General features: G+C 74.0%; 20 protein-coding genes. 8 read left to right on the forward strand and 12 right to left on the reverse strand.

Annotated elements, in window-relative coordinates:
• Positions 1-85: 85 nt before the first annotated feature.
• On the reverse strand, positions 86-1,171 hold the full coding sequence (locus OG899_RS01100; protein ID WP_125498291.1) for an NAD(+)/NADH kinase: 1,086 nt from the start codon (positions 1,169-1,171) through the stop codon (positions 86-88).
• A 252-nt stretch (positions 1,172-1,423) separates the two neighbouring features.
• Between OG899_RS01100 and OG899_RS01105 the strand changes: the two genes are divergently transcribed.
• Both OG899_RS01105 and OG899_RS01110 read left to right on the forward strand, forming a co-directional pair.
• Positions 1,424-2,635 carry a carbohydrate-binding protein gene (locus OG899_RS01105; RefSeq protein WP_189343407.1) on the forward strand — a complete coding sequence of 404 codons (1,212 nt, stop codon included), beginning with the start codon at positions 1,424-1,426 and terminating at the stop codon, positions 2,633-2,635.
• A gap of 269 nt (positions 2,636-2,904) precedes the next feature.
• A complete protein-coding gene (locus OG899_RS01110; RefSeq protein ID WP_125498257.1) occupies positions 2,905-4,278 on the forward strand; it encodes a PP2C family protein-serine/threonine phosphatase in 1,374 nt (457 codons plus the stop codon).
• A gap of 78 nt (positions 4,279-4,356) precedes the next feature.
• Here OG899_RS01110 and OG899_RS01115 read toward each other — a convergent pair whose 3' ends face one another.
• Positions 4,357-5,253 carry an MBL fold metallo-hydrolase gene (locus OG899_RS01115; RefSeq protein ID WP_168131004.1) on the reverse strand — a complete coding sequence of 299 codons (897 nt, stop codon included), beginning with the start codon at positions 5,251-5,253 and terminating at the stop codon, positions 4,357-4,359.
• 155 nt (positions 5,254-5,408) lie between these two features.
• A complete protein-coding gene (locus tag OG899_RS01120; RefSeq protein WP_168131003.1) occupies positions 5,409-6,353 on the reverse strand; it encodes an NmrA family NAD(P)-binding protein in 945 nt (314 codons plus the stop codon).
• A 164-nt stretch (positions 6,354-6,517) separates the two neighbouring features.
• Between OG899_RS01120 and OG899_RS01125 the strand changes: the two genes are divergently transcribed.
• Positions 6,518-7,363 (forward strand): helix-turn-helix transcriptional regulator, encoded by an 846-nt coding sequence (locus OG899_RS01125; RefSeq protein ID WP_229813749.1) that lies wholly within the window; start codon positions 6,518-6,520, stop codon positions 7,361-7,363.
• 94 nt (positions 7,364-7,457) lie between these two features.
• Here the strand turns inward: OG899_RS01125 and OG899_RS01130 are convergent, their stop codons facing one another.
• Together OG899_RS01130 and OG899_RS01135 are read right to left on the reverse strand one after the other, a co-directional pair.
• Positions 7,458-8,552 (reverse strand): YihY/virulence factor BrkB family protein, encoded by a 1,095-nt coding sequence (locus OG899_RS01130; protein WP_406310863.1) that lies wholly within the window; start codon positions 8,550-8,552, stop codon positions 7,458-7,460.
• Positions 8,553-8,665: 113 nt separating this feature from the next.
• Positions 8,666-9,154, reverse strand: a complete 489-nt coding sequence (locus OG899_RS01135) for an MSMEG_6728 family protein (RefSeq protein ID WP_125498252.1) — start codon at positions 9,152-9,154, stop codon at positions 8,666-8,668.
• Positions 9,155-9,404: 250 nt separating this feature from the next.
• On the opposite strand from OG899_RS01135, the gene OG899_RS01140 reads away from it, so the two are divergent.
• From OG899_RS01140 to hypA, 5 genes are read left to right on the forward strand one after another with little or no spacing between them, the layout of a single operon-like run.
• A complete protein-coding gene (locus OG899_RS01140) occupies positions 9,405-10,982 on the forward strand; it encodes a hypothetical protein (RefSeq protein ID WP_229813751.1) in 1,578 nt (525 codons plus the stop codon).
• A 13-nt stretch (positions 10,983-10,995) separates the two neighbouring features.
• Entirely contained in the window at positions 10,996-12,792 is a 1,797-nt protein-coding gene (locus OG899_RS01145; RefSeq protein ID WP_125498251.1) for a nickel-dependent hydrogenase large subunit, read from the forward strand.
• Complete coding sequence (locus OG899_RS01150; protein ID WP_168131002.1) at positions 12,782-13,378, forward strand: NifU family protein; 597 nt, start codon at positions 12,782-12,784, stop codon at positions 13,376-13,378. The genes OG899_RS01145 and OG899_RS01150 overlap by 11 nt, the downstream gene beginning before the upstream one ends.
• Positions 13,375-13,971, forward strand: coding sequence for a DUF5947 family protein (locus OG899_RS01155; protein WP_125498249.1), 597 nt, complete (start codon positions 13,375-13,377; stop codon positions 13,969-13,971). The genes OG899_RS01150 and OG899_RS01155 overlap by 4 nt, the downstream gene beginning before the upstream one ends.
• Before the next feature lie 26 nt (positions 13,972-13,997).
• Positions 13,998-14,351 carry a hydrogenase maturation nickel metallochaperone HypA gene (hypA, locus tag OG899_RS01160; RefSeq protein WP_125498248.1) on the forward strand — a complete coding sequence of 118 codons (354 nt, stop codon included), beginning with the start codon at positions 13,998-14,000 and terminating at the stop codon, positions 14,349-14,351.
• 65 nt (positions 14,352-14,416) lie between these two features.
• Here hypA and hypE read toward each other — a convergent pair whose 3' ends face one another.
• Genes hypE through OG899_RS01195 form a run of 7 tightly spaced genes read right to left on the reverse strand, consistent with a single transcriptional unit; the run spans position 14,417 to position 21,196 of the window.
• The gene (gene hypE / locus OG899_RS01165) at positions 14,417-15,499 is read right to left on the reverse strand and encodes a hydrogenase expression/formation protein HypE (RefSeq protein ID WP_308427027.1); all 1,083 of its coding nucleotides are present in this window, start codon (positions 15,497-15,499) and stop codon (positions 14,417-14,419) included.
• On the reverse strand, positions 15,492-16,670 hold the full coding sequence (gene hypD / locus OG899_RS01170) for a hydrogenase formation protein HypD (RefSeq protein ID WP_125498246.1): 1,179 nt from the start codon (positions 16,668-16,670) through the stop codon (positions 15,492-15,494). Before hypD ends, hypE begins: the two co-directional genes overlap by 8 nt.
• Positions 16,667-16,957, reverse strand: coding sequence for a HypC/HybG/HupF family hydrogenase formation chaperone (locus OG899_RS01175; RefSeq protein ID WP_125498245.1), 291 nt, complete (start codon positions 16,955-16,957; stop codon positions 16,667-16,669). Before OG899_RS01175 ends, hypD begins: the two co-directional genes overlap by 4 nt.
• A gap of 3 nt (positions 16,958-16,960) precedes the next feature.
• Positions 16,961-19,357: a carbamoyltransferase HypF gene (gene hypF / locus OG899_RS01180; RefSeq protein ID WP_168131000.1), complete on the reverse strand. Its 2,397-nt coding sequence runs from the start codon at positions 19,355-19,357 to the stop codon at positions 16,961-16,963.
• Positions 19,354-20,151: a hydrogenase nickel incorporation protein HypB gene (hypB, locus tag OG899_RS01185; protein ID WP_168130999.1), complete on the reverse strand. Its 798-nt coding sequence runs from the start codon at positions 20,149-20,151 to the stop codon at positions 19,354-19,356. Before hypB ends, hypF begins: the two co-directional genes overlap by 4 nt.
• A gap of 8 nt (positions 20,152-20,159) precedes the next feature.
• On the reverse strand, positions 20,160-20,819 hold the full coding sequence (locus OG899_RS01190) for a hydrogenase maturation protease (protein ID WP_125500555.1): 660 nt from the start codon (positions 20,817-20,819) through the stop codon (positions 20,160-20,162).
• Positions 20,816-21,196 (reverse strand): hypothetical protein, encoded by a 381-nt coding sequence (locus OG899_RS01195; protein WP_125500556.1) that lies wholly within the window; start codon positions 21,194-21,196, stop codon positions 20,816-20,818. The genes OG899_RS01190 and OG899_RS01195 overlap by 4 nt, the downstream gene beginning before the upstream one ends.
• Positions 21,197-21,246 lie beyond the last annotated feature (50 nt).

Raw genomic sequence — 21,246 nt, forward strand, 5'->3', positions numbered from 1 at the left:
TGCCGTCGCCGAGTGCCCCGCCCGGCACCCCGCCAACCGTGCACGCCCGGCACGCCGTCCCGCCGGCGGGTGGGCGTGGGGCGGGTCAGGGGCTCTGGTCCGTGCGGGACTGCGGCGGGGCGGTCGGCATCGGCGGCAGGGCGAGGTGGGCGAGGTCGTGCGGCGGCGGGGTGGACACCGGCCACAGGGGTGCCTGGGTGCCGTCGGCGACCGCGGCCGGGGCGTCGGTGAGGTTCATGCGGTCGCGCAGACGGCCGTAGAAGTCCATCGGGCCGAGCCGGACGGCGCGCAGCCGGCGCGGCGCGGCGTACACGCCGATCCAGTCGCCCGGGTCGAGCACGCCGCGCAGCTGGCCGTCGATGCTGACGGCGGCCTGTCCGGAGTGCTGCAGGACGCGCAGGGCGACGGGTTCGTCGGGGGCGGTCACGACCGAGCGGTCGAAGGTCATGTGCGGGGCGACGGGGGTGAAGACAAGGGCGTCGGCGCGCGGGGAGACCACGGGGCCGCCGGCGGCGAAGCTGTAGGCGGTCGAGCCTGTCGGGGTGGCGACCAGCAGCGCGTCGGCGGAGTAGGAGGCCAGCAGCCGTCCGGCGATGTAGACCGCGGCCGACACCTGCCGGTCGCGGGCGAGTTTCTCCACGACGACGTCGTTGAGGGCGGTGACGTTCAGGGCGACGCCCCAGTCCCCGCCGGCGGTGCAGTCGGTGCGCACCCGGGGCGGGGGCAGCATGGGCCGGCGGCCGTAGCGCATGAGTTCCCCGACGTCGGGGGGCACGTCCAGGCGGCGGGAGGCGCGCAGGGTGAGCAGCATGCGGCTCTCGATGTGCATCCGGTCCTCGGCGACGGCGTCCAGCGCGGTGCGCACCGCGGCGGCGGGCACCTCGGTGAGGAACCCGACCCGGCCCAGGTCGACGCCGAGGACCAGGGCGTCGTGTTCGGCGGCCAGCCGGGCGCCGCGCAGGAAGGTTCCGTCGCCGCCGAGGGTGACGATGAGGTCGGGGTCGCCGGCGGCCTCGACCTCCGCGTGGGCGTGGCGGCGACCGTCCCGCCACACGTCGATGTCGGCGCAGGGCACGTCGTGCCCGGCGGCCCATGCACGCACCACGTCCGCGGCGGCCACGGCCGCGCTCCGTCCCTCGTGCACGACCAGGCCGATACGGCGCACCGTCACATCCGTCTCCGAGTCGGCTCGCAGTGTCAAACGGACCCGGCGACATCCTCGCCGCACCGTCCGTCCGGGGCGGGCAACGCCACGCCGCCGCCTGGGACGCGACGCCGCCGTGTCCGCCGGGCACGGACCCACCGGGTGAAGAACTCGTATGGTCCAGTCCAAAAAGACGCCTCTGGTCCAGACCACTCTATTGACGTGCACTCATCACGATCGGGAGGCTGGGTCTCTCCCCGACCCCACTGGAGGCACGCAGTGAGACGTCTTCGCGCCTGGCTGGGCGCGGCCGCCGCCGTCGGACTGACCGCCGCCGCGACCACCGCCCTGACCGCCCCGAGCGCCTCGGGCGCCACCGCCCGGCTGAGCGACCGCTGGTACGCCGCCGCCCCGTATCTGATGCCGCTGGACAACGACCCGCCGGACGCCGCCGCCCTCATGGACGCCACCGGCCTGAAATCCTTCCAGCTCGCCTTCGTGCTGGCACCCGACGGCGGGGGCTGCACCCCGACCTGGGGCGGCAAGAACCCCGTCTCCTCCGACACGGCCGTCGCGTCCGTCATCGACACCGTCCGTGCCAAGGGCGGCGACGTCTCGGTCTCCATCGGCGGCTACGGCGGCACCAAGCTCGGCCAGGCCTGCGCCGACCCGGCCGCCACGGCCGCCGCCTACCAGCAGGTCATCACCAAGTACGACCTGCACGCCATCGACTTCGACCTGGAGGAGCCGGAGTACGAGGACGCGGCGGCCGTCCACAACGAGATCGGCGCCGCGAAGATCCTGCAGCAGAACAACCCGGACCTGTACGTGTCGGTCACCACGGCCGGCACGGCCGACGGCACCGGCTGGTTCGACAAGCAGATGCTGCTGGAGGCGAAGTCCCAGGGCTTCACCCCGGACAACTTCTCCATCATGCCGTTCGACGGCGGCTTCGACGGCGGTGCGGCCTCCCAGATCGACGCGCTGACCGACTTCCACCAGATCCTGCAGTCCACCTTCGGCTGGGACGAGGCCACCGCCTGGGCCCACGAGGGCTTCTCCGGGATGAACGGTCGCAGCGACACCGGGGAGTACTTCACCCAGGACGACTTCCGCACCGTGCTGGACTTCGCCACCGGCCACCACATGGACCGCTTCACCTTCTGGTCGCTCAACCGCGACCGCCAGTGCTCCCCGCCGGACAACGGCGGCCGCACCTCCGGCACCTGCTCCAGCGTTCCGCAGGACTCCTGGGACTTCGCGACGTTCTCGGTGACCTTCGCCGGGGCCACCCCGCCCAGCACGACGCCCACCGACCCCACACCGCCCGCCGGCACCGAGTGCAAGCCGGCCTGGGACCCGGCCACCGCCTGCACCGGCGGCAGCGAGGTGTCCTACGACGGGCACAACTGGAAGGCCAAGTGGTGGACCCAGAACGAGACCCCCGGTGCCTCGCAGTGGGGTCCGTGGGAGGACGAGGGCGCCTGCTGAGGCGCCTGCCCGGTCCCCTCGCGACCGGGCCCTGACACCGGCCGGGGCAGGCATCGGTGCGCCCCGGCCGGACGGCTCGGAGCCGGTTCCGCCAGGGACCAGTGCGGAACGGAACCGGCCATGATCAGTCTTGGCCGCCTCGCCCCGCTGCCGCAAGCGGCCGATCGTGTTGTCCGGCGGGGAGCCGGCCCCGTCCGGACCGCTTAGGGTGACCCTGTGGGGGGTGCGGCGGTACGCCGGGTTTTCCGAGCCGGCGGGAGGTGCCTGGCATGTCGGACGAACCGCGGGGGCCGGGGCCGCACGAGACGGCGACGGACCGGCACGAGACGACGAGGGACACGCACGGCACACCCCCACCGAACGTGTCCCTGGAGCAGCTCAGCGCCCAGGTCGAGCATCTGGCCCGGGGGCAGCGCAGGCTGCACCGCCTGCTGGACGCGGTGCTGGCCATCACCGCGGACATGGACACCCCGACCGTGCTGCGGCACATCGTGAACGCGGCGCACGATCTGCTGGCCACCCGCTACAGCGCCCTCGCGGTGCTCGGGGAGGACGGACAGATCACCGACCTGCACACGGTGGGCGTGGACGAGGAGCGGCTGCTGGCCGCCACCGGGCTGCCCCAGCGGCACGGGCTGCTGGCCGCCCTGCTGGCTGCCACCGGGCCGGTACGGATCCCCGACATCCTCTCCGACCCGCGCTCGGTCGGTTTCCCGGACGAACATCCGGTGATGACCACGCTGCTCGGGGTGCCCCTGACGGTGCGCGGCACCGTGTACGGCACGCTGTACGTCGCCGACAAGGAGGACGGAACGCCGTTCACCTCCGACGACGAGACCCTGCTGGCCGCCCTGGCCAGCGCGGCCGGTGTGAGCATCGAGAACTCCCGGCTGTACGAACGGCTCACACGGGCCACCGAGCAGTTCCAGCGCCGACTGCTCCCCGCGCTGCCCGACCTGAGGCCGCTCGAGGTGCAGGCCCGCTACCAGCCGGCCTCGGAGCTGCCCCGGCTCGGCGGGGACTGGTACGACGTGGTGCCGCTGCCGGACGGGGCCGTCTTCGTGGTCGTCGGCGACGTCACCGGCCACGACGTGGAGGCGGCCCCGTTGATGGGGCAGATCCGCAACATGCTGCGGGCCCTGGCCATCGACCGGTGCGGGCCGCCCGGCCGGCTCGTGGACCGGCTGGACCGGGCCCTGACGCCGTCAGACGTCACCATGGCGGCCACGCTGGTGGCGGGCCGCATCGAGCGGAGCCCGGACGGCGGGTACGGCCTGTGCTGGACGAACGCCGGGCACCCTCCTCCGCTGCTTCTCACCGAGGACGGCACCGCCCGCAGCCTCTCCGTCGCCCCGCACGGCATCCCGGTCGGCGTGGACCCCGCTTTCTCCCGCCCCGACCACACCCACCCGCTGCCCCCGGCGAGCACCCTGCTGCTGTTCACCGACGGCCTGATCGAGCGCCGCGGCCAGGACATCGACGCCGGGCTGGAGAAGCTGGCCGCGTGCGCCGCCCCGCTCGCCACGGCCCCGTTGGAGGAGCTGTGCGACGCGCTGATGCCCCGGCAGCAGACGTACGACGACGACGTCGTCCTGCTGGCGCTGCGCGTCCCGGGCACCCCCGGTGCCGGCAGGACACCCTGATCGGCCGGGACGGCCGACGGACCGGGGCGGCGCACCCCGGCTCGGTCTCGCACACGACGGGGCCCGGTCCGTTCGAGCTCAGTCGGGCAGGTTAAGGGGCTTGAAGTGGACGGGTGCCCATCCGTAGCCCTCCCCGGTGCGCCGCAGGCGGCCCAGACCGGGGAAGGGCAGATGGGAAGCGGCGACCCACCATCCGCCGGCGGCGGCATCACGGAGAAGCCTGGCACGTGCCTCCACCGCGCGAGGCTCGTCGCTGTCGATGGCGATCGACACGTGCGGGCACGGCAGTTGGACGGTGTGACTGTGGACGGTGTCCCCCCAGAACAGGACCGGCCGGCCGTCCCCGGTGAAGAGGTAACCGCTGTGACCGGCGGTGTGACCCTGCTGATCGAGGGCGCGCACGCCCGGCACCGCGTCGAGGGTGTCGAACGCGTCGAGCCGGCCCGAGGTCCGGTAGGGCTTCACAGCGGCCGCCGCGGCCTCGTGGATCTGCTTCTGCACGCCTTCCGCCTGCGCCGTCAGCTTCTCGTCGAGCCAGTGGTCGACTTCGGCACGTGCGACGTGGACGGTGGCCCGGGGGTAGACGGGCTCGCCGTCGTCGGTGACCAGACCGCCGCTGTGGTCGGGGTGGAGATGGGTGATCAGGATGTGCTCGCTGTCCTCCGCCGCGACCCCGGCGGCGGACAGCGCCTCGGGCAGGTGACCGGTGTGGGGGCCGAGCGTGCTGCCGCTGCCGGCGTCGACGAGGACGCGCCGACCGCCGTCCTCGACGAGGAAGGCGATGACGGCCGTATGGAGGTCGCCCTCCTCCGGGAGGCAGGCGTCGGCCAGGCGGCGGCGGATCTCGCTCTGCGGTGCACCGTGCAGGTCCTCGGCGAGGACGGGGACGAATCCGTCGTACAGGGCGGTGATCAGGAGGCCTCCGAGGCGGAACCTCTGGAAACCGGGAGCCTGACCGGGTGACGTGCCGGACAAAATGGATCGTTTCCCTTCGTGGGGTACGGATGAGCGTGGGGTACGGATGAGATCGGGTCGGACGGGCGAGGACGGTGCGTGACGCGGTCACGTCCGCCGACGCGGTGACGCCGAGGGCATGTGCCGTCCGTCCGCTCTCGACAGCGGGTGGACGATCAGGCGGTGGCGGTGTCGAGGAACTCCTCGAGGGTGGTCGAGGTGGTGATCGCCCGGTCGGCGTCCAGCAGCCTGATGCGCCCCTGCGCCACGTCCAGCGTCATGTCGACGATCCCGTCGGCCATGTGGTGGCTGAAGCCCGCCTCGAGCAACGAGGCCCGCACGGCCTCGGGAGAGCGGAGAACGTACCGGGCGTCGTCGACTCCGACCGCGGCCCCGATCAACCGGGTGGCCTCCTGCAGGGTCCGGTGTGCGGGCCCGGCCACCTCCACCGGGCCGGGGGTGAACTCACGGTCACCGCGCAGGAATTCCGCCGCGACCCGCCCGATGTCCGCGGTGGCGATCATCGGCAGCGGAAGATCGGGGGGAACGAGGCCGCCGGTGGTGCCGGTGGCCTTGATGGACGCGATGTCGGGGCGCAGGTTCTCCATGAACGATCCCGCCCGCAGATGGACCGCCGGGACGCCGGTGGAGTCGATGGTCTCCTCCAGCCTCCTCAGCCCCCACACCGGCCCTCGAGCACCGGAGTAGTTGGCTCCCCAGCCGCTGAGGGTCACCACACGGCGCAGCGAGCCCTGCCGGTGGGCGGCCCGCACCGCCCGCGCCTGCGCGGCGCTCACGGCCCGCTGGTAGGCGGGGAAGTCCGTGCTGCCCGGCATGACGCCCGGCGCCATCATGACGAACGCGCCGGTGGCCCCTTCCATGGCCTCGGTGAGCCCCTCCGCGTCGTCGAGGGGGCTGACGTGCGTGCGGGCGCCGAGGTCGGCCCAGGGCCGGAGCCGCTCGCGGTCGCGCCCGACGGCCACGACCGCCGATCCGCTCTCCAGCAGGGCCCGGACCACGGCGGAGCCGGTGTCGCTGGTGGCCGCGGTGACGACGAAGAGGTCCGAGCCGGCCCCGACGGGCCGAGCGGAGGTGTCGCGGGACGAGTATCTGGTGTGCATACCCCCACGGTCGGACAGGACCCGTCGGCCGACCAGACCATGCCGTGGACACCCGACGGCGGCCGGCGGTGCTCGGACCGCCTCGGCAGGCCGCTGGTCCGGTGACGCCTGGGGGGCCATGCCGTGGACAGGCACCGCGGCACAGGAGCTGGAACACTCGAGGTGTGAAGAGCACCTGGTCGTCATCGACGGAACTCGGGGCGTTCCTGCGCAGCCGACGCGCAGCGCTCAGCCCCGAGGAGACAGGCATGTCCTCCTGCGGGCAGCGCAGAGTACCCGGCCTGAGACGAGAGGAACTGGCTTTTCTCGCCGGTATCAGCGTCACCTACTACACGCGCCTGGAGCGTGGCGAGAGCCACCAGGTGTCCGACTCGGTCCTCGACTCGCTGGCGAGCGTCTTCAAACTGACCCCGGACGAGCGGGCCTACCTGGTCCGGCTGGCCCGGCCGACCCGGACAGGCAGCCGCGAGGGCGAGCCGGAACAGCTGCGGCCCGCGGTACAGGCACTCATCGACTCCGCCGGCGGCCAGGCGGCGATCGTCGTCGGCCGGCGTGCGGACGTCCTGGGCGGCAACCGGCTCGGCTTCGCCCTGTGGGGTCTGCGGGCGCCGGATTCCGCCTCGGACGAGCCCCGGCCGAACATCGCCCTCATCACGTTCCTCGATCCGTCGGCTCGGGACCTCTTCCCGGACTGGGAGTCACAGGCCAGGGACATCTCCGCCTACCTGCGCCATGCCGCCGCCCATCACCCCGACGACCAGGAACTGCACGCACTGATCGGTGAGCTGAGCGTGCACAGCCCCGAGTTCGCGACGATCTGGTCCGATCACCCGGTGAGCGACTGCCTGTCCTCACAGCGCGAGTACCGCCATCCCCGCGTCGGCACCATGGTCCTGAACGAGGAGGTGGTGCGCCTGACCGACTCCCCCGGGGTGCGCATCATCTTCAGCGGTGCCGATGAGGGCACCCCGTCCGCCGAGCGGCTGCGCCTGCTGGCCACGCTCACCTGAGCACGCCGCTGCCCGGGACCGCCCGACGCGACGACCGGCTCGGCCTCCTCGCTCGCCGGCGCCGGGCTCCTTCGGCGCCCCGTGCATGATCACCCTAGGCTCTGCCGTCCCCGTCGGGGTGTTCCCCGGTGTCCTCGTGCGGGTGCTCGCCGGCGTCGGCGTGCGGGTGCTCCCGGGTGTCGGCGTGCGGGTGCTCCCGGGTGTCGGCGTGCGGCGGCGGGTCGAAGTGGACGGTGATCTTCTCGAAGCCCTTGAAGGACTCCGTGGTCGCGTACGACCGGTAGGCCCGCTGGTCGCCCGCGCTGAGGTGGACCCGGTCCGTGAACGGGCTGAGCAGGCTGCGCGGCCACAGCCTCATCCAGCGCACCGCGGTGATCTCCGCGGTGACCAGGTAGATCAGCGCGCCGAGGTACAGCCAGGCCAGCAGGCCGAGCACGATGCCGAACAGGCCGTAGGTGGCCGTGGCACCGCGCAGCACATGGCCGACGTAGTACGTGCCGCCCCACAGCACCAGCTGCCAGGCGCACGCCCCGGCCAGGGCCGCCCCGTACGTCGTGCGCAGCGGCAGCCTGCGGCGGATCAGCACCCGGTAGCTGGCCATCAGCAGGGCGGCGTTGATCAGCACGGCCCCGATCACTGCGGCCACGCGCACCCCGACGGCCAGCCGGGCGCCGAACAGCCCGACCGCCGACTCCGCCGCCGTGGACAGCACCGTGGTGACGCACAGGCCCAGCGCCAGCAGCGAAAGGAACTTCAGTCCCTTGACACGTGAGCGCAGCGGGTCCGGGCGGGCGTGCCGGGGCACGGCGAAGATCTTGTTCAGCGCGTGCTGGGCTGCCTGGGCGACGTTCAGCGCACCGTACAGGCTGCCGGCCACACCCACCGCCACGGCGAAGGGGCTGCCGTGGAAGGAACGGATGTTGTGCACGATCTGGTCGCCGATCACCGGGAACTCCCGCAACGCCGAGTTCAGCAGCGCCTGCTGCACCTCGGGGTTGCCGTTGAGCACCGAGCTGAGCACCGCGACCAGGAAGAGCAGCAACGGGAACAGTGCGAGGAAGCCGTAGTAGGTCAGCAGGGCGGCCAGGTAGGCGGCCTGGTCGTCGTAGAACTTGTAGGCCACGGCCAGCGGGAGCCCGGCCCAGCGGTGCCGTCGCTGGTACGTGTCCAGCCGGGCCAGCACGTCCATGCGCTCTCCCACACCATCGGCGGTGACGCGGCCCGCACCCGCCGTCACCCTTTTCCAGGTGCCCTGACCGGGGGCATGCATGCGACGCGGGAGGTGTCACGGGCCGGTGGGGGTCATGCGCCCTCCGGGGGCGGCTCCGGGTCGCGGTCGGACCGGGGCCAGACGTAGGGCAGGTCGTCCGGCACGTCCGGGAACAGCGGGCGGTACCGCTCGGGGTCCTTGCGCACCAGCGCCGAGCGGTGGCTGAGGTGCACGGCGTCGTCGCCCAGCCAGGGCGGCAGCTCTCCGGCGGCGGCCAGCTGCTGCTGGTCGCGGACGGGGTGGCCGGGGCGGTGCGCGGCGAGACCGGCGACGAGCGAGGCCGCGCAGGTGTCCTGGTGGCCCTGGTCCCGCCACACCCGGCACACCTCCAGCCCGTAGCGCACCAGCGCCTCCTCGTAGCCGATCCACATGCGGACCGCCGGGTGCCGGCGCCAGCCGTAGCCGGGCACCGTCAGACCGCGCAGCACCTGCAACGCCTCGACCCGCTGTTTGCCGAGTCTGCGGCGGTCGAGCACCTGCGCGCACTCGGTGAAGCCGGGGTAGGGCAGGAAGGTCTGCATGACACCGTCCGCGCGTTCGCCGGGGCGGGCCGGGCGCGTGTGCCGCCGGCCTGCTCGCAGGTGTGCCGGGCCGGCCGCCGTGTCCGCGGCGCCGGTCCGGGTGTTCTTACCTCAGTCTGCCGCCGGCCGGCATCCCGCGCGTGCGGAACGTGCCCCGGACGGTCGACAACTGCGCGCCGCTCGGGGGCGGCGGCGCGTGGAAGACACGCCGGGGTGGAAGGGATGGCGCACACCCAACCGAGGAGGCCGGATGCCCGATGCCGTGGCCGCGCGGAGCGCTGCCCGCGCCGTCGCCGTGGACGCCCCCGAGCCGCCCGCCGACGGCCCGTCCCCCGGGCCGCTCGCCGACCGGCTGAGCGCGGTGGCGGACGCCGTCCTGTACGAGGGCTATCTGCTCTATCCCTATCGCCGCTCCTCGCCGAAGAACCGGGTGCGGTGGCAGTTCGGGGTGCTGCTGCCCCGGGCCTGGGTGGAACGCGACGGTCCCGTCGCACCGGGTGTGTCCGGCTCCGCGGACTCCTGGTACCAGCGCACCGAGTGCCTGCTGCGGGCCGGCCGGGACGACGCCGTCGTGACGGTCCGGGTGCGCTACCTGCAGATGCAGCACAAGCAGGTGGAGCAGGCCCTGCCCGGCGGCTTCCGCCCGGTCGACTCGCTGCACACCGCGGACGGGGTCCGTCATCTCACCTTCGACGAGGCGGTGCCGCGCGAGACCCGGCTCACCGTCGCGTTGGGCGACCTGCTGCGCCGGGAGCTGACGGCGGAGGCGGGCGCGGCGGCCGGGGAGGAGACCGAGGACCTGCCGGCGGGCGCCGGGCGTGTGGTGCGCAGCCGCCTGCAGGTCCACGCCCGTGTCACGCTGACGGCACAGCGGCTCGGCACGGACCTGGTCCGGCTGCGGGTGCGGACCGAGAACACCGGGCGGTGCCCCGATCCGTCGGTTCCGCGCGACCGGGCGCTGCGGCAGGCGCTGATCGCCACGCACACCCTGATCACCGGCAGCGCTGTGCGGTTCGTGTCGCTGATCGACCCGCCGGCCGGGCTGGCGAAGGCGGCGGCCGGCTGCCGCAACGAGTTCACCTTCCCGGTCCTGGGCGGCGACCCGGACGTGGGCCCGGGCGGTGACGGGCAGGCCGCTCCGGCCGTGCTGTCCGCGCCGATCCTGCTGCCGGACCATCCGCAGGTGGCGCCGGAGAGCCCCGGCGATCTGCACGACGCCGCGGAGATCGACGAGATCCTGACTCTGCGCACCATGCTGCTGACCGACGAGGAGAAGGCCGAGGCCCGGGCCACGGACCCGCGGGCCGCCGAGATCCTGGACCGGGTGGACACCATGCCCGCCGAGGTCCTGGCCCGGCTGCACGGTGCCATCCGCTCGCTCGCACCCGCCGCGGGCGAGACCCCCGGCACCTCGCGCGATGCCGCCCCTGCCGGCCCACCCGAGCGGCCCGCCTGGTGGCAGGAGGACGCCGCCGGGCCGTCCCCCGCGACGGACACCGTGCTCGTCGACGGGGTGCGGGTGGGCCGCGGCAGCCGGGTCCGGCTGCGTCCCCGGCGGGGCGCGGACGCCCAGGACATGTTCCTGGCCGGCCGCACCGCCCACGTCGCCGGAGTGTTCCGCGACGTGGACGACGGCGTGCAGGTGGCCGTCACGGTGGACGACGACCCGGCGGCGGAGCTGCACACCTGGTACGGCCGGTTCCACTACTTCCGCCCGGACGAGCTGGAGCCCGCCGAGCCGTCTCCGTCGCCGGCCCCGACCCCGGACGGCGACGCACCCACCCGCACGACGACTCCCCCGACCCCATTCCCGGACCACGGACAGTGAGGCAGTACCGACCATGACCGCCACCGAAGCACGCCCGGCCGCACGCAAACCTCCGCAGATCGTGGACATGTCCTGGGACCCGATCACGCGGATCATCGGCAACCTGGGCATCTACACCAAGATCGACTTCGCCAACCGGGAAGTGATCGACTGCCGTTCCACGTCGTCCCTCTTCCGCGGCTACTCGGTGTTCATGAAGGGCAAGGACCCGCGGGACGCCGGGTTCATCACCTCCCGGATCTGCGGGATCTGCGGCGACAACCACACCACGTGCTCGCACTACGCCCAGCAGATGGCGTACGGCATCAAACCCCCGCCGCTGGCCGAGCTGATCACCAACCTCGGCGAGGCCGCGGAGTACATGTTCGACCACACGATCTTCCAGGACAACCTGGTGTTCGTGGACTTCTGCGAGGCCATGGTCAAGGCCACCAACCCGGGGGTGCTGGCCCGCGCCGAGCGCACCGAGGCCTCCCGCGGCCACATCCACGGCTATCGGACGATCGCCGACATCATGCGCGCCTTCAACCCGTTCGAGGGCGAGGTCTACAAGCAGGCGCTGAAGGTCTCGCGGGTGACCCGGGAGATGTTCTGCCTGATGGAGGGCCGCCATGTGCATCCCTCCACGCTGTATCCGGGCGGCGTGGGCACCATGCCGCAGCCCACCACGTTCACCGACTACCTCTCCCGCATGCTGCGCGTGCTGGACTTCATCAAGCAGGCCGTGGCGCTCAACGACGACGTCTTCGATTTCTTCTACGAGGCGCTGCCCGGGTACGAGGAGGTCGGCCGCCGCCGGATCCTGCTGGGCTGCTGGGGCTCCTTCCAGAACCAGAACACCTGCGACTACCGGTACGAGACGATGAACGAGTGGGGCAAGGACATGTATGTCACCCCCGGCATCGTCGTCGACGGCGAACTGGTCACCAACAACCTGGTCGACATCAACCTCGGGCTGCGGATCCTGCTGGGCTCGTCCTTCTACGAGGACTGGGTGAACGAGGAGCCGTTCGTCACCCACGACCCGCTGGGCAACCCGGTCGACATGCGGCACCCGTGGAACCAGACCACCCTGCCGGTGCCGCAGAAACGCGACTTCGAGGGCAACTACAGCTGGGTGATGAGCCCCCGCTGGTACGACGCGCGCACCGGCGACCACCTCGCCCTGGACACCGGCGGCGGCCCCCTCGCCCGGCTGTGGACCACCGCGCTGAGCAACCTGGTCGACACCCCGTACGTCAAGGCCACCGGCCGCAGTGTGCGCATCATGCTGCCCAAGAGCGAGAAGCTGCCGGAGATGACCCTGGAGTGGCACATCCCCCGGTGGTCCAACACCCTCGAACGCGACCGGGCCCGGCCGTACTTCGTCGCCTACGCGGCGGCGATGGCCTTCCAGTTCCTCGAGGAGGCCATGCAGCTGGTGCGGGCCGGGGACACCCGGGTGTTCGAGAACTTCGAGGTGCCGGAGGAGGCGATCGGCTGCGGCTTCCACGAGGCCGTCCGCGGGGTGCTCTCGCACCACCTGGTGATCAAGGACAAGAAGATCGCCAACTACCACCCGTACCCGCCGACCCCGTGGAACGCCAGCCCCCGCGACCACTACGGCACCCCCGGTCCCTACGAGGACGCCGTCCAGGGCCAGCCGATCTTCGAGGAGAACGGGCCCGACGACTTCAAGGGCGTCGACATCATGCGCACCGTCCGCAGCTTCGACCCCTGTCTGCCGTGCGGCGTGCACATGTACATGGGCAACGGCCGGACGCTCACCACCACCCACTCCCCCACCTACGGAGCGGGCCATGGCGGCTGAGACCGCGCCGGCCCCGGTGCGGCTGGCGGACGCCGACGTGGAGGCGCGGCTCGCCCGCATCGACGACCTGCTGGAGACGCTCGAGTCGGCGCCGGGCCCGACGGTGCGCGGCGCCGTGGAGGCGGTGCGGCTGCTGACCGAGGTCTACGGCGAGGCGCTGGCCCGGGTGCTCGAGTACGCGGACGCGCCGATGCGGCGGCGTATGGCGGAGGACGAGCTGCTGGAGCATCTGCTGGTGCTGCACGCCGTGCACCCGGACCCGGTCGAGGTGCGGGCGGCCCGCGCGGTCGAACGGCTGCGTCCCGCGGTGCGGGCGAGCGGCGGCGACGTGGAGCTCGCCGCCGTGGACGGCGAGGTGGCGCGGGTGCGGGTGCGCTCGGGCGGCGGGTGCGGGGCCGGCTGCGGCGGCGGTGGGGCGGATGTGGCGGGCGCGGTGCGCGAGGCCGTGCTGGCCGCCGCGCCCGAGCTGGCGGACGTCGAGACGGTGCCCGAGCAGCCGGCCGGGCGGGCGGCGCCCGCCTTCGTGCCGCTGGAGGCCCTGGCGCGGCGCGGCCCGGACGTTTTGGGTGTGCGGGAGGCGGGGTGAGCGCGCAGGGGGCGCTGGCCCGGCTGATCCGTTCCTCGGCCGCCCGGTCGGCGCCGGCCGCGCGGGAGGTGTGCGAGCTGTGCGCGGCCCCGGTGCCCGAGGAGCACCGGCACCTGTACGAGCTGAGCGAGCGCCAGGTGCGGTGCGCCTGTGATGCCTGCGCGGTGCTGTTCGCCGGTGACGGTGCGGGCGGCGGGGCGTTCCGGCTGGTGCCCCGGCGCCGGGTGCGGCTCGGCCGGGTGGACACCGCACCGCTCGGGGTGCCGGTCGGTCTGGCGTTCTTCGTGCCGCACACCGACGGCACGGTCACCGCTCAGGGGCCGAGCCCGGCCGGGGCCATGCGCTGGGAGGTGGACGCGCGGGTCTGGCGGCAAGCGGCCGAGCGGTGTCCGGAACTGGCCACGCTGCAACCGGAGGTGGAGGCGCTGCTGGTGAACACCGTACGGGGCATGGACCACCACTGGATCGTCCCCGTGGACGACTGCTTCCGGCTGGTGGCGCTGGTCCGGCGGGAGTGGCGCGGGCTGTCCGGCGGCGGCCGGGTGTGGCCGGCCGTGGAGGAGTTCTTCGCCGGCCTCACCGAACGCAGCTGACGATCCGAGGAGAGGACGGGCCGCAGGTGCACGAGTTGTCGGTCGCGACCGCGATCGTGGAGCGGGCCGGGGAACTCGCCCGGGCCCAGGGCACGGACGCCGTCGGGGAGGTGCGGGTCCGGGTGGGCGAGCTGTCCGGGGTCGTGCCCGAGGCGCTGGACTTCGCCTTCGAGGTGGCCCGGCAGGGCACCGTCCTGGACAGGGCCCGGCTCGTGGTCGAGCACGTGACCGCTCGGGCGTGGTGCGGGCCGTGCGGGGAGACGTTCCCGGTGGGCATGCCGCCGTTCTTCTGGTGCCCGCGCTGCGACCGGCCCTCGCAGGAGCTGCGCTGCGGGCGGGAGTTGGAGATCGTCGCGGTCGAAGCGGGGGCGCCTGGCTGAGCCCTGCCGCGAGTGCGCCGGCGGCCCCGCGGGAGGCGTGTGCCGCGCGGGGCCGTCGAGGCGGGTCAGCAGATGCGCGGCAGCTGCTCCCCGAGCGGCAGGTCCACCACCCGGGTGCCGCCCAGGCCGGTGGCCACGACCACCATGCCGGGGTGCTCGGCGACGCACTCGCCGACGATCGCGGCGCCGCTGCCCTGCGGGTGGGCCCGCATCGCCGCGAGCACGGCGTCGGCGTGGGCGGGCGGCACGAAGGCGACGAGCCGGCCCTCGTTGGCCACGTACAGCGGGTCGAGGCCCAGGAATCCGCAGGCGCTCGCGACGGCCTCCGGGACGGGCAGCGACCGCTCCCACAGCTTGACCCCGGTGCCGGAGGCGCGGGCGATCTCGTTCAGGGAGGCGGCGAGCCCGCCCCGGGTCGGGTCGCGCAGCACATGGATGTCCCGGGTGACGGCGAGCATGGCGGCCACCAGGTCGGCCAGCGGCGCGGTGTCGCTGGTGACCTCGGCGCCGAACTCCAGGCCCTCGCGCACGCTCAGCACGGCGATGCCGTGCAGTCCGATGGGTCCGCTGACGATGACGGCGTCGCCGGGGCGGGCCCGCTGCGGGCGGATGTCGACGCCCTCGGGGACGAGGCCGATGCCGGCGGTGGTGACGTACACGCCGTCGCCGTGCCCGGACTCCACGACCTTGGTGTCGCCGGTGACGACGGTGACCCCGGCGGCCTCGGCGGCGGCGCCCATGGCCTGGGCGACGCGGTCCACCACGGCCAGTTCGGTGCCCTCCTCCAGGACGAAGGCGGCCGACAGGAAGGCGGGCCGCGCGCCGCTCATGGCGAGGTCGTTGACGGTGCCGTTGACCGCGAGGTCGCCGAGGCTGCCGCCGGGGAAGAACAGCGGCCGCACGACGTGGGAGTCGGTGGAGAAGGCCAGGCGGGCACCGCCGAGGTGGAGCACCGCCGAGTCGCCCATGCCGGCCAGGACGGGGTTGCCGTAGGCCGCCGCGAACACGTCGTGGACCAGCTCGGCGGACAGGGCGCCGCCTCCGCCGTGTCCCATGACCACGACCGGCTGGTCGCGGATCGGGGCGGGGCAGGTCCAGTTCGCCGGGTCGACGGGGGTGCCGGTCTGCGGAGATGCGAGATCAGCCAACGGGGTTCATCTCCTCCTGCGCGGTGCGCGCGCCCTGCGGGACGGGGGTGTCCGCGGGCGCCGGGGCGCCCTGCGGGGGCCGGCCGTTCATCCGGCGGTACAGGTAGTAGGCCGCGCAGGCTCCCTCGCTGGAGACCATGGTGGCGCCGAGCGGGGTGCGCGGGGTGCAGGTGGTGCCGAACGCGGCGCACTCGGTGGGTTTGATCATGCCTTGGAGCACCTCGCCGGCCCGGCAGACGGCGGGTTCCTCGGTGCGGATGCCGTCGACGTCGAAGCGGTGCGCGGCGTCGAACGCCCGGTACTCCTCGGTCAGTCGCCAGCCGCTGGCGGGGATGGGGCCGATGCCGCGCCAGGTGCGGTCGGCGACCTCGAAGACCTCCTCGATCATGCGGCGGGCGGCGGGGTTGCCCTGCTCGCGCACGGCCCGGGCGTAGGCGTTCTCCACCCGGTGCTCGCCGCGTTCCAGCTGGTGCACGGCGCGGCGGATGCCCTCCAGGACGTCGAGCGGTTCGAAACCGGTGACGACGATGGGCACCCGGTGCCGCTCGGCCAGCTCCGGGTACTCGGCGGTGCCCATCACGCTGCACACGTGGCCTGCGGCGAGGAACCCCTGCACCCGGCAGCCGGGGGCGGTCATGATGGCCTCGATCGCCGGAGGCACCCGCACATGGGACACCAGCAGGCTGAAGTTGGTCAGGCCCAGGCGGCGGGCCTGGTGCACGGCCATGGCGTTGGCCGGGGCGGTGGTCTCGAAGCCGATGGCGAAGAACACCACCTGACGGTCCGGGTGTCTGCGGGCGAGGTCGAGGGCGTCGAGCGGCGAGTACACCACGCGGACGTCGCCGCCCTCGCTCTTGACCCGGAACAGGTCGCGGCCCGTGCCGGGCACCCGCAGCATGTCGCCGAAGGAGCAGAAGATCACCTCGGGGCGGGAGGCGATCTCCAGGGCCTTGTCGATGACCTCCAGCGGTGTCACGCACACCGGGCACCCCGGGCCGTGGATCAACTCCACCTCGTCGGGAAGGAGTTGGTCGATGCCGTGGCGGATGATGGAGTGGGTCTGGCCGCCGCACACCTCCATCAGCGCCCAGGGCCGGGTGACGGTGGCGCGGATCTCGTCGAGCAGCCGACGGGCCAGCTTCGGGTCGTTGAACTCGTCGATGTACTTCACCGGGCCTCACTTCCGCTCTCCTGCCGAGCCGCCTGCTGCCATGCGTCGCCGAACTCCTCCTGGAGCAGACCGAGTTGCTCGAACAGTTCCAGGGACGCCCGCGCCGAGGCCTCGTCCAGGCGCTGCAGGGCGAAGCCGACGTGGACGATGACGTACTCGCCCACCCGGACGTCGGGCAGGTATTCCAGGCACGCCTGTTTGCGCACCCCGCCGAAGTCGATCAGGCCGGTGAGCGGGTCGGCACGGTGGTCGATGGACACGACCTTGCCGGGCACTGCCAAGCACATGGGTCACTCCGTTGCGTCGCTGTCGGGAACCGTCCTCGGGCCGCGGGGCCGGTCGGGGGCGAACCGGTGGGCCGCCACCATGAGCTGTCCCAGCGCCAGTCCGCCGTCGTTCGGCGGCACCTCGCCGTGGCACAGGACGACGAAGCCGTCCCGGGCCAGCAGGGCGGTGCACTCCTGTTCCAGCAGGCCGTTGGCGAAGACCCCGCCGGTGAGGGCGACCGTGGTCAGGCCGGTCGCGGTGCGGGCACGCCGGCAGATCTCGGCGACGGCCCGGGCCACGCCCCGGTGGAAGCGGGCGGCGAGGACGGGCGCGGGGACGCCGCGCCGCAGGTCGGTCTGCAGGGCGCACAGCACGGGTGCGGGGTCGCAGTCCAGCAGGCCCGCCCGGTCGGTGATGGCGAAGGGGTACGCCGCCGAGTCCGCCTGCCACGCCTGTGCGGCCGCCGCCTGGAGTTCCAGCGCGGCCTGCGCCTCGTAGCCCGCCCGGTGGCACACCCCGGCGAGGGAGGCCACGGCGTCGAAGAGCCTGCCCATGCTGGAGGTGGGCACGCAGGCCACGTCGCGTTCCAGCTGGCGCCTCAGCAGGGACAGTTCGCCTGTCGTGCAGGCGGCGACGCTGGGCAGGTCCTCCGCCCAGGGCAGGTGTGCGGCCCACAGCCGGGCCAGGGCGAGGCGGCAGGGGTTGGCCACGCCGGCGTCGCCGCCGGGCAGCGGGGCCGGGGCGAGGCGGGCGAAGCGCCGGTGGCCGGTGTAGTCGGCGATGAGCACCTCGCCGCCCCAGACGGTGCCGTCGTCGCCGTATCCGGTGCCGTCGAAGGCGACACCGATGACCGGTGCGGTGCCGTCCAGGCCGTGTTCGGCCATCGCGGAGGCGATGTGTGCGTGGTGGTGCTGGACCAGCACGGGGGTCCGCGCGGGCAGGCCGGCCGCGCGGCGGCGCGCCCAGCGGGCCGAGTGGTAGCCGGGGTGCCGGTCGGCGGCGACGGTCTCGGGGGCCACACGGGTGAGGGTCAGCAGGTGCTGTTCGGCCCGTCGGGCGGCGTCCAGGCCGCCGAGGTCGGCCAGGTCGCCGATGTGCGGGCCGAACCAGGCCCGGTCGCCGTCGGCGGCGCACAGGGCGTGCTTCAGGTCGCCGCCGACCGCGAGAGTCGGCCGCACCGGCACGGGCAGGGTGAGCGGGCGGGGCACGAAGCCGCGGGAGCGGCGCAGCACCTGGGTGGTGCCGTCGGGGCGGACACGGAGCACCGAGTCGTCGCAGGGGCAGGCGATGGGCCGGTCGTGGGCGAGGAAGGCGTCGGCGATGCCGGACAGCCGGGTCAGGGCCTCCTCGTCGTCGGTGACGATGGGTTCGCCGGAGCGGTTGCCGCTGGTCATCACGAGCAGCCGGGGGCCGGGCGGGTCGCCGGGCAGCCCGAACAGCAAGGTGTGCACGGGGGTGTAGGGCAGCAGGACGCCCACGTGCGGGCTGCCGGGGCACACCGCGTCGGCGGGGCGGGGGCCGGCGCCCGGGGTGCGCGGGCTCAGCAGGACGATGGGCCGCACCGGTGAGGTGAGGGCGGCGCGTTCGTGCGCGGTGAGGTGGGCGATCGACTCGACGGTGGCCAGGTCCGGGCACATCACGGCGAAGGCCTTGCCACCGCGTTCCTTGCGGGCGCGCAGCCTGGTGACGGCGCGGTCGTCGGTGGCGTCGCAGGCCAGGTGGTAGCCGCCCAGGCCCTTGACGGCGACGATCCGTCCGGCGGCCAGCAGGGCACGGGCCGCCGCGAGGGCGTCCGCGTCCCGGGCGGGGCGGACGTCGCTGCCGGGGGCGGGGACCAGGCGCAGCCGGGGCCCGCAGTCGGGGCAGGCGACGGGCTGGGCGTGGAAGCGGCGGTCGGCGGGGTCGGTGTACTCGCGGGCGCAGGCCGGGCAGAGGGGGAAGCCGGCCATGGTGGTGGCCGCGCGGTCGTAGGGCAGGGCGGTGGCGATGGTGAACCGGGGCCCGCAGTGGGTGCAGGTGATGAAGGGGTGCCGGTGGCGGCGGTTGCCGGGATCGGCCAGCTCGCGCAGGCAGTCGGCGCAGGTCGCGGTGTCCGGCGGCAGCTGGGTGCGGCCGGCGGAGGAGGTGCTGGGCCGGATGGTGAACGGCTCCGGGGTGCCGGTGGGGGGCAGGTCCTCGGTGCCGATCGCGGTGAGGGTGGCCAGCGGCGGCGGCTGCCGGGCCAGCAGCTCGCAGAACCGGTCGACGTCGTCCGCCGGTCCCTCGACCTCGATGAGCACGCCGTCGGCGGTGTTGCCGACGAAACCGGCCAGGGCGAGGTCGGCGGCGAGCCGGTGCACGTACGGCCGGAAGCCGACACCCTGCACCGTGCCGCGCACGGTGAGCCGGCGGCGCACACGTCCGGTGGCGGGGGCGGTCACGGGGCGGAGGCCGGCTGCGGACGGGTGTGCGGGGCGTGGTCGGGTGTGCCGGCCGGGGCGTCGGCGGCCGACGGCTCGGGGGCATGGCCGTGGTTGTGGCTGTGGGGGTGCGGGGCGAGGGGCGGGCGGTGGGCCGGGCCCGACGCGCGGGCGGCGAGGACGCGGTCCAGGAGGGTGTCGACGCCGTCGCCGGTGCGGGCGCAGGTGCGGACGGTCTCCACCCCCGGATTGACCCGCTGCACGTTGGCCCGGAACGTGTCCTCGTCGAAGCCGGCCGCGGCGGCGAGGTCGGTCTTGGTGGCGACGACGAGGTGGGCCGAGCCGAAGGCGGTGGGGTACTTCAGAGGTTTGTCCTCGCCCTCGGTGACCGCCATGAGCACGATGCGCAGGGTTTCGCCGAGGTCGTAGGAGGCGGGGCAGACCAGGTTGCCGACGTTCTCCACGAACAGCACGGCGGTGTCCTCGGGCAGCCATCCGGTGAGGTGGCCGCGCAGCTGGCGGGCCTCCAGGTGGCACAGTCCGTCGGTGAGCACCTGGCGCACGGGTGCGCCGGAGCGGGCCAGCCGGGTCGCGTCGTTCTCGGTGGCCAGGTCGGCGGTGAGCGCGGCCACCGGCACACCCCGTTCGACCGCGCGGGCCAGGACGCGGCCGAGGAGTTCGGTCTTGCCGCTGCCCGGGCTGGACAGCAGGTTGACCACGGCCACGCCGCGGCCGTCGAGTTCGGCGCGCAGGGCGCGGGCGAGATCGTCGTTGTGGGCGAGCACCGCCTGCTTGACGTCGGCGGACCGGCACATGGCTCTCCTCAGGGCGGGTTCGGCACGCTGGAGCGCGGCGGGCGGGCACGGCCCGCCGGGGGATGTGCTGCGGGCGGGGTGTCCCGTCGATCCTGCGCCCGGCCCGCGACCGGGGGCGGCAGCGCAGCCGTGCCGGGCGGCCCGGATTCGTCCGGGCGGCCCAACGACGGGGTGGCGGCGGGGTCGGCGAGCAGGACGGGGACCAGGGTGTGCAGCGCCTCGACGGCGTGGCCGACGGCCCGGCGGACCGGGGCGCTCAGTTCGGGCGCGATGTCCTCGTCGCCGCGCGGCAGGGTGTGGGGTTCGCAGGCGAGGACGAGAACCCGGGGCAGCGGGCCGTCACCGAGGTGGGCGGCCAGGGCGAGCACCCGGGCCGGGTCCATGCCGTGGGCCTCGGGCGGCACCGCGTGGGTGTCGTCGGGGGGTTCGGCCTCGATCAGGGACAGGGTGCCGGGCCGGTGGCCGCGCGGGGCGGCGTCGACGAGGACGGCGGTGTCGTAGCCGTCCAGCAGGGTGTAGGCGAGGTCGAGGCCGCGGATGCCGAAGTCCTCCGTGCGCACCTCGGGCGGCAGCGGGCGGGCGGCCAGGGCCTTGAGCACTTCGGGGCCGAAGGCGTCGTCGCCGAGGAAGATGTTGCCGACGCCCGCGACCAGCAGCCGGGCGGTCACCGGGTGCTCCCGGCGAGCGGGGCGGGGGCCGGGGGGCGGGCCGGACCGCAGCTGCCGGAGAGACCGGCCGACCGGCGCAAGGTCTCGGCGGTGAACGACCGGGCGCGGACCGGCAGGAGACGGTCCACCAGGCCGAGGGTCTGCGCGGTGGCGGCACCGACCGGCAGGGCCTCGGTGGTGCGCGGCACGGCCTCGACGCTCTGCGGCCGGGGTGTGAAGTCTCCCGCGGCGTGCCGCTCGACGGCCAGCGAGGCGGCGGTGACGTCGGTGCCGTGCGGGGCGCGGGCGACGTCCACCCGGTGCCCGCGGTCGGGGAGTTCGGCGTACCCACGCCGGGTGGGGCTGTTGAACGCGCTCGCGACGAGCAGGATGTCCATGACGCGGCATGCTGTCCCGCTTCCCGGGACAGGCGAAGGACGCCCGGCCG

Source organism: Streptomyces thermoviolaceus (genome assembly GCF_045209695.1).
GTDB classification, from domain to species: domain Bacteria; phylum Actinomycetota; class Actinomycetes; order Streptomycetales; family Streptomycetaceae; genus Streptomyces; species Streptomyces thermoviolaceus.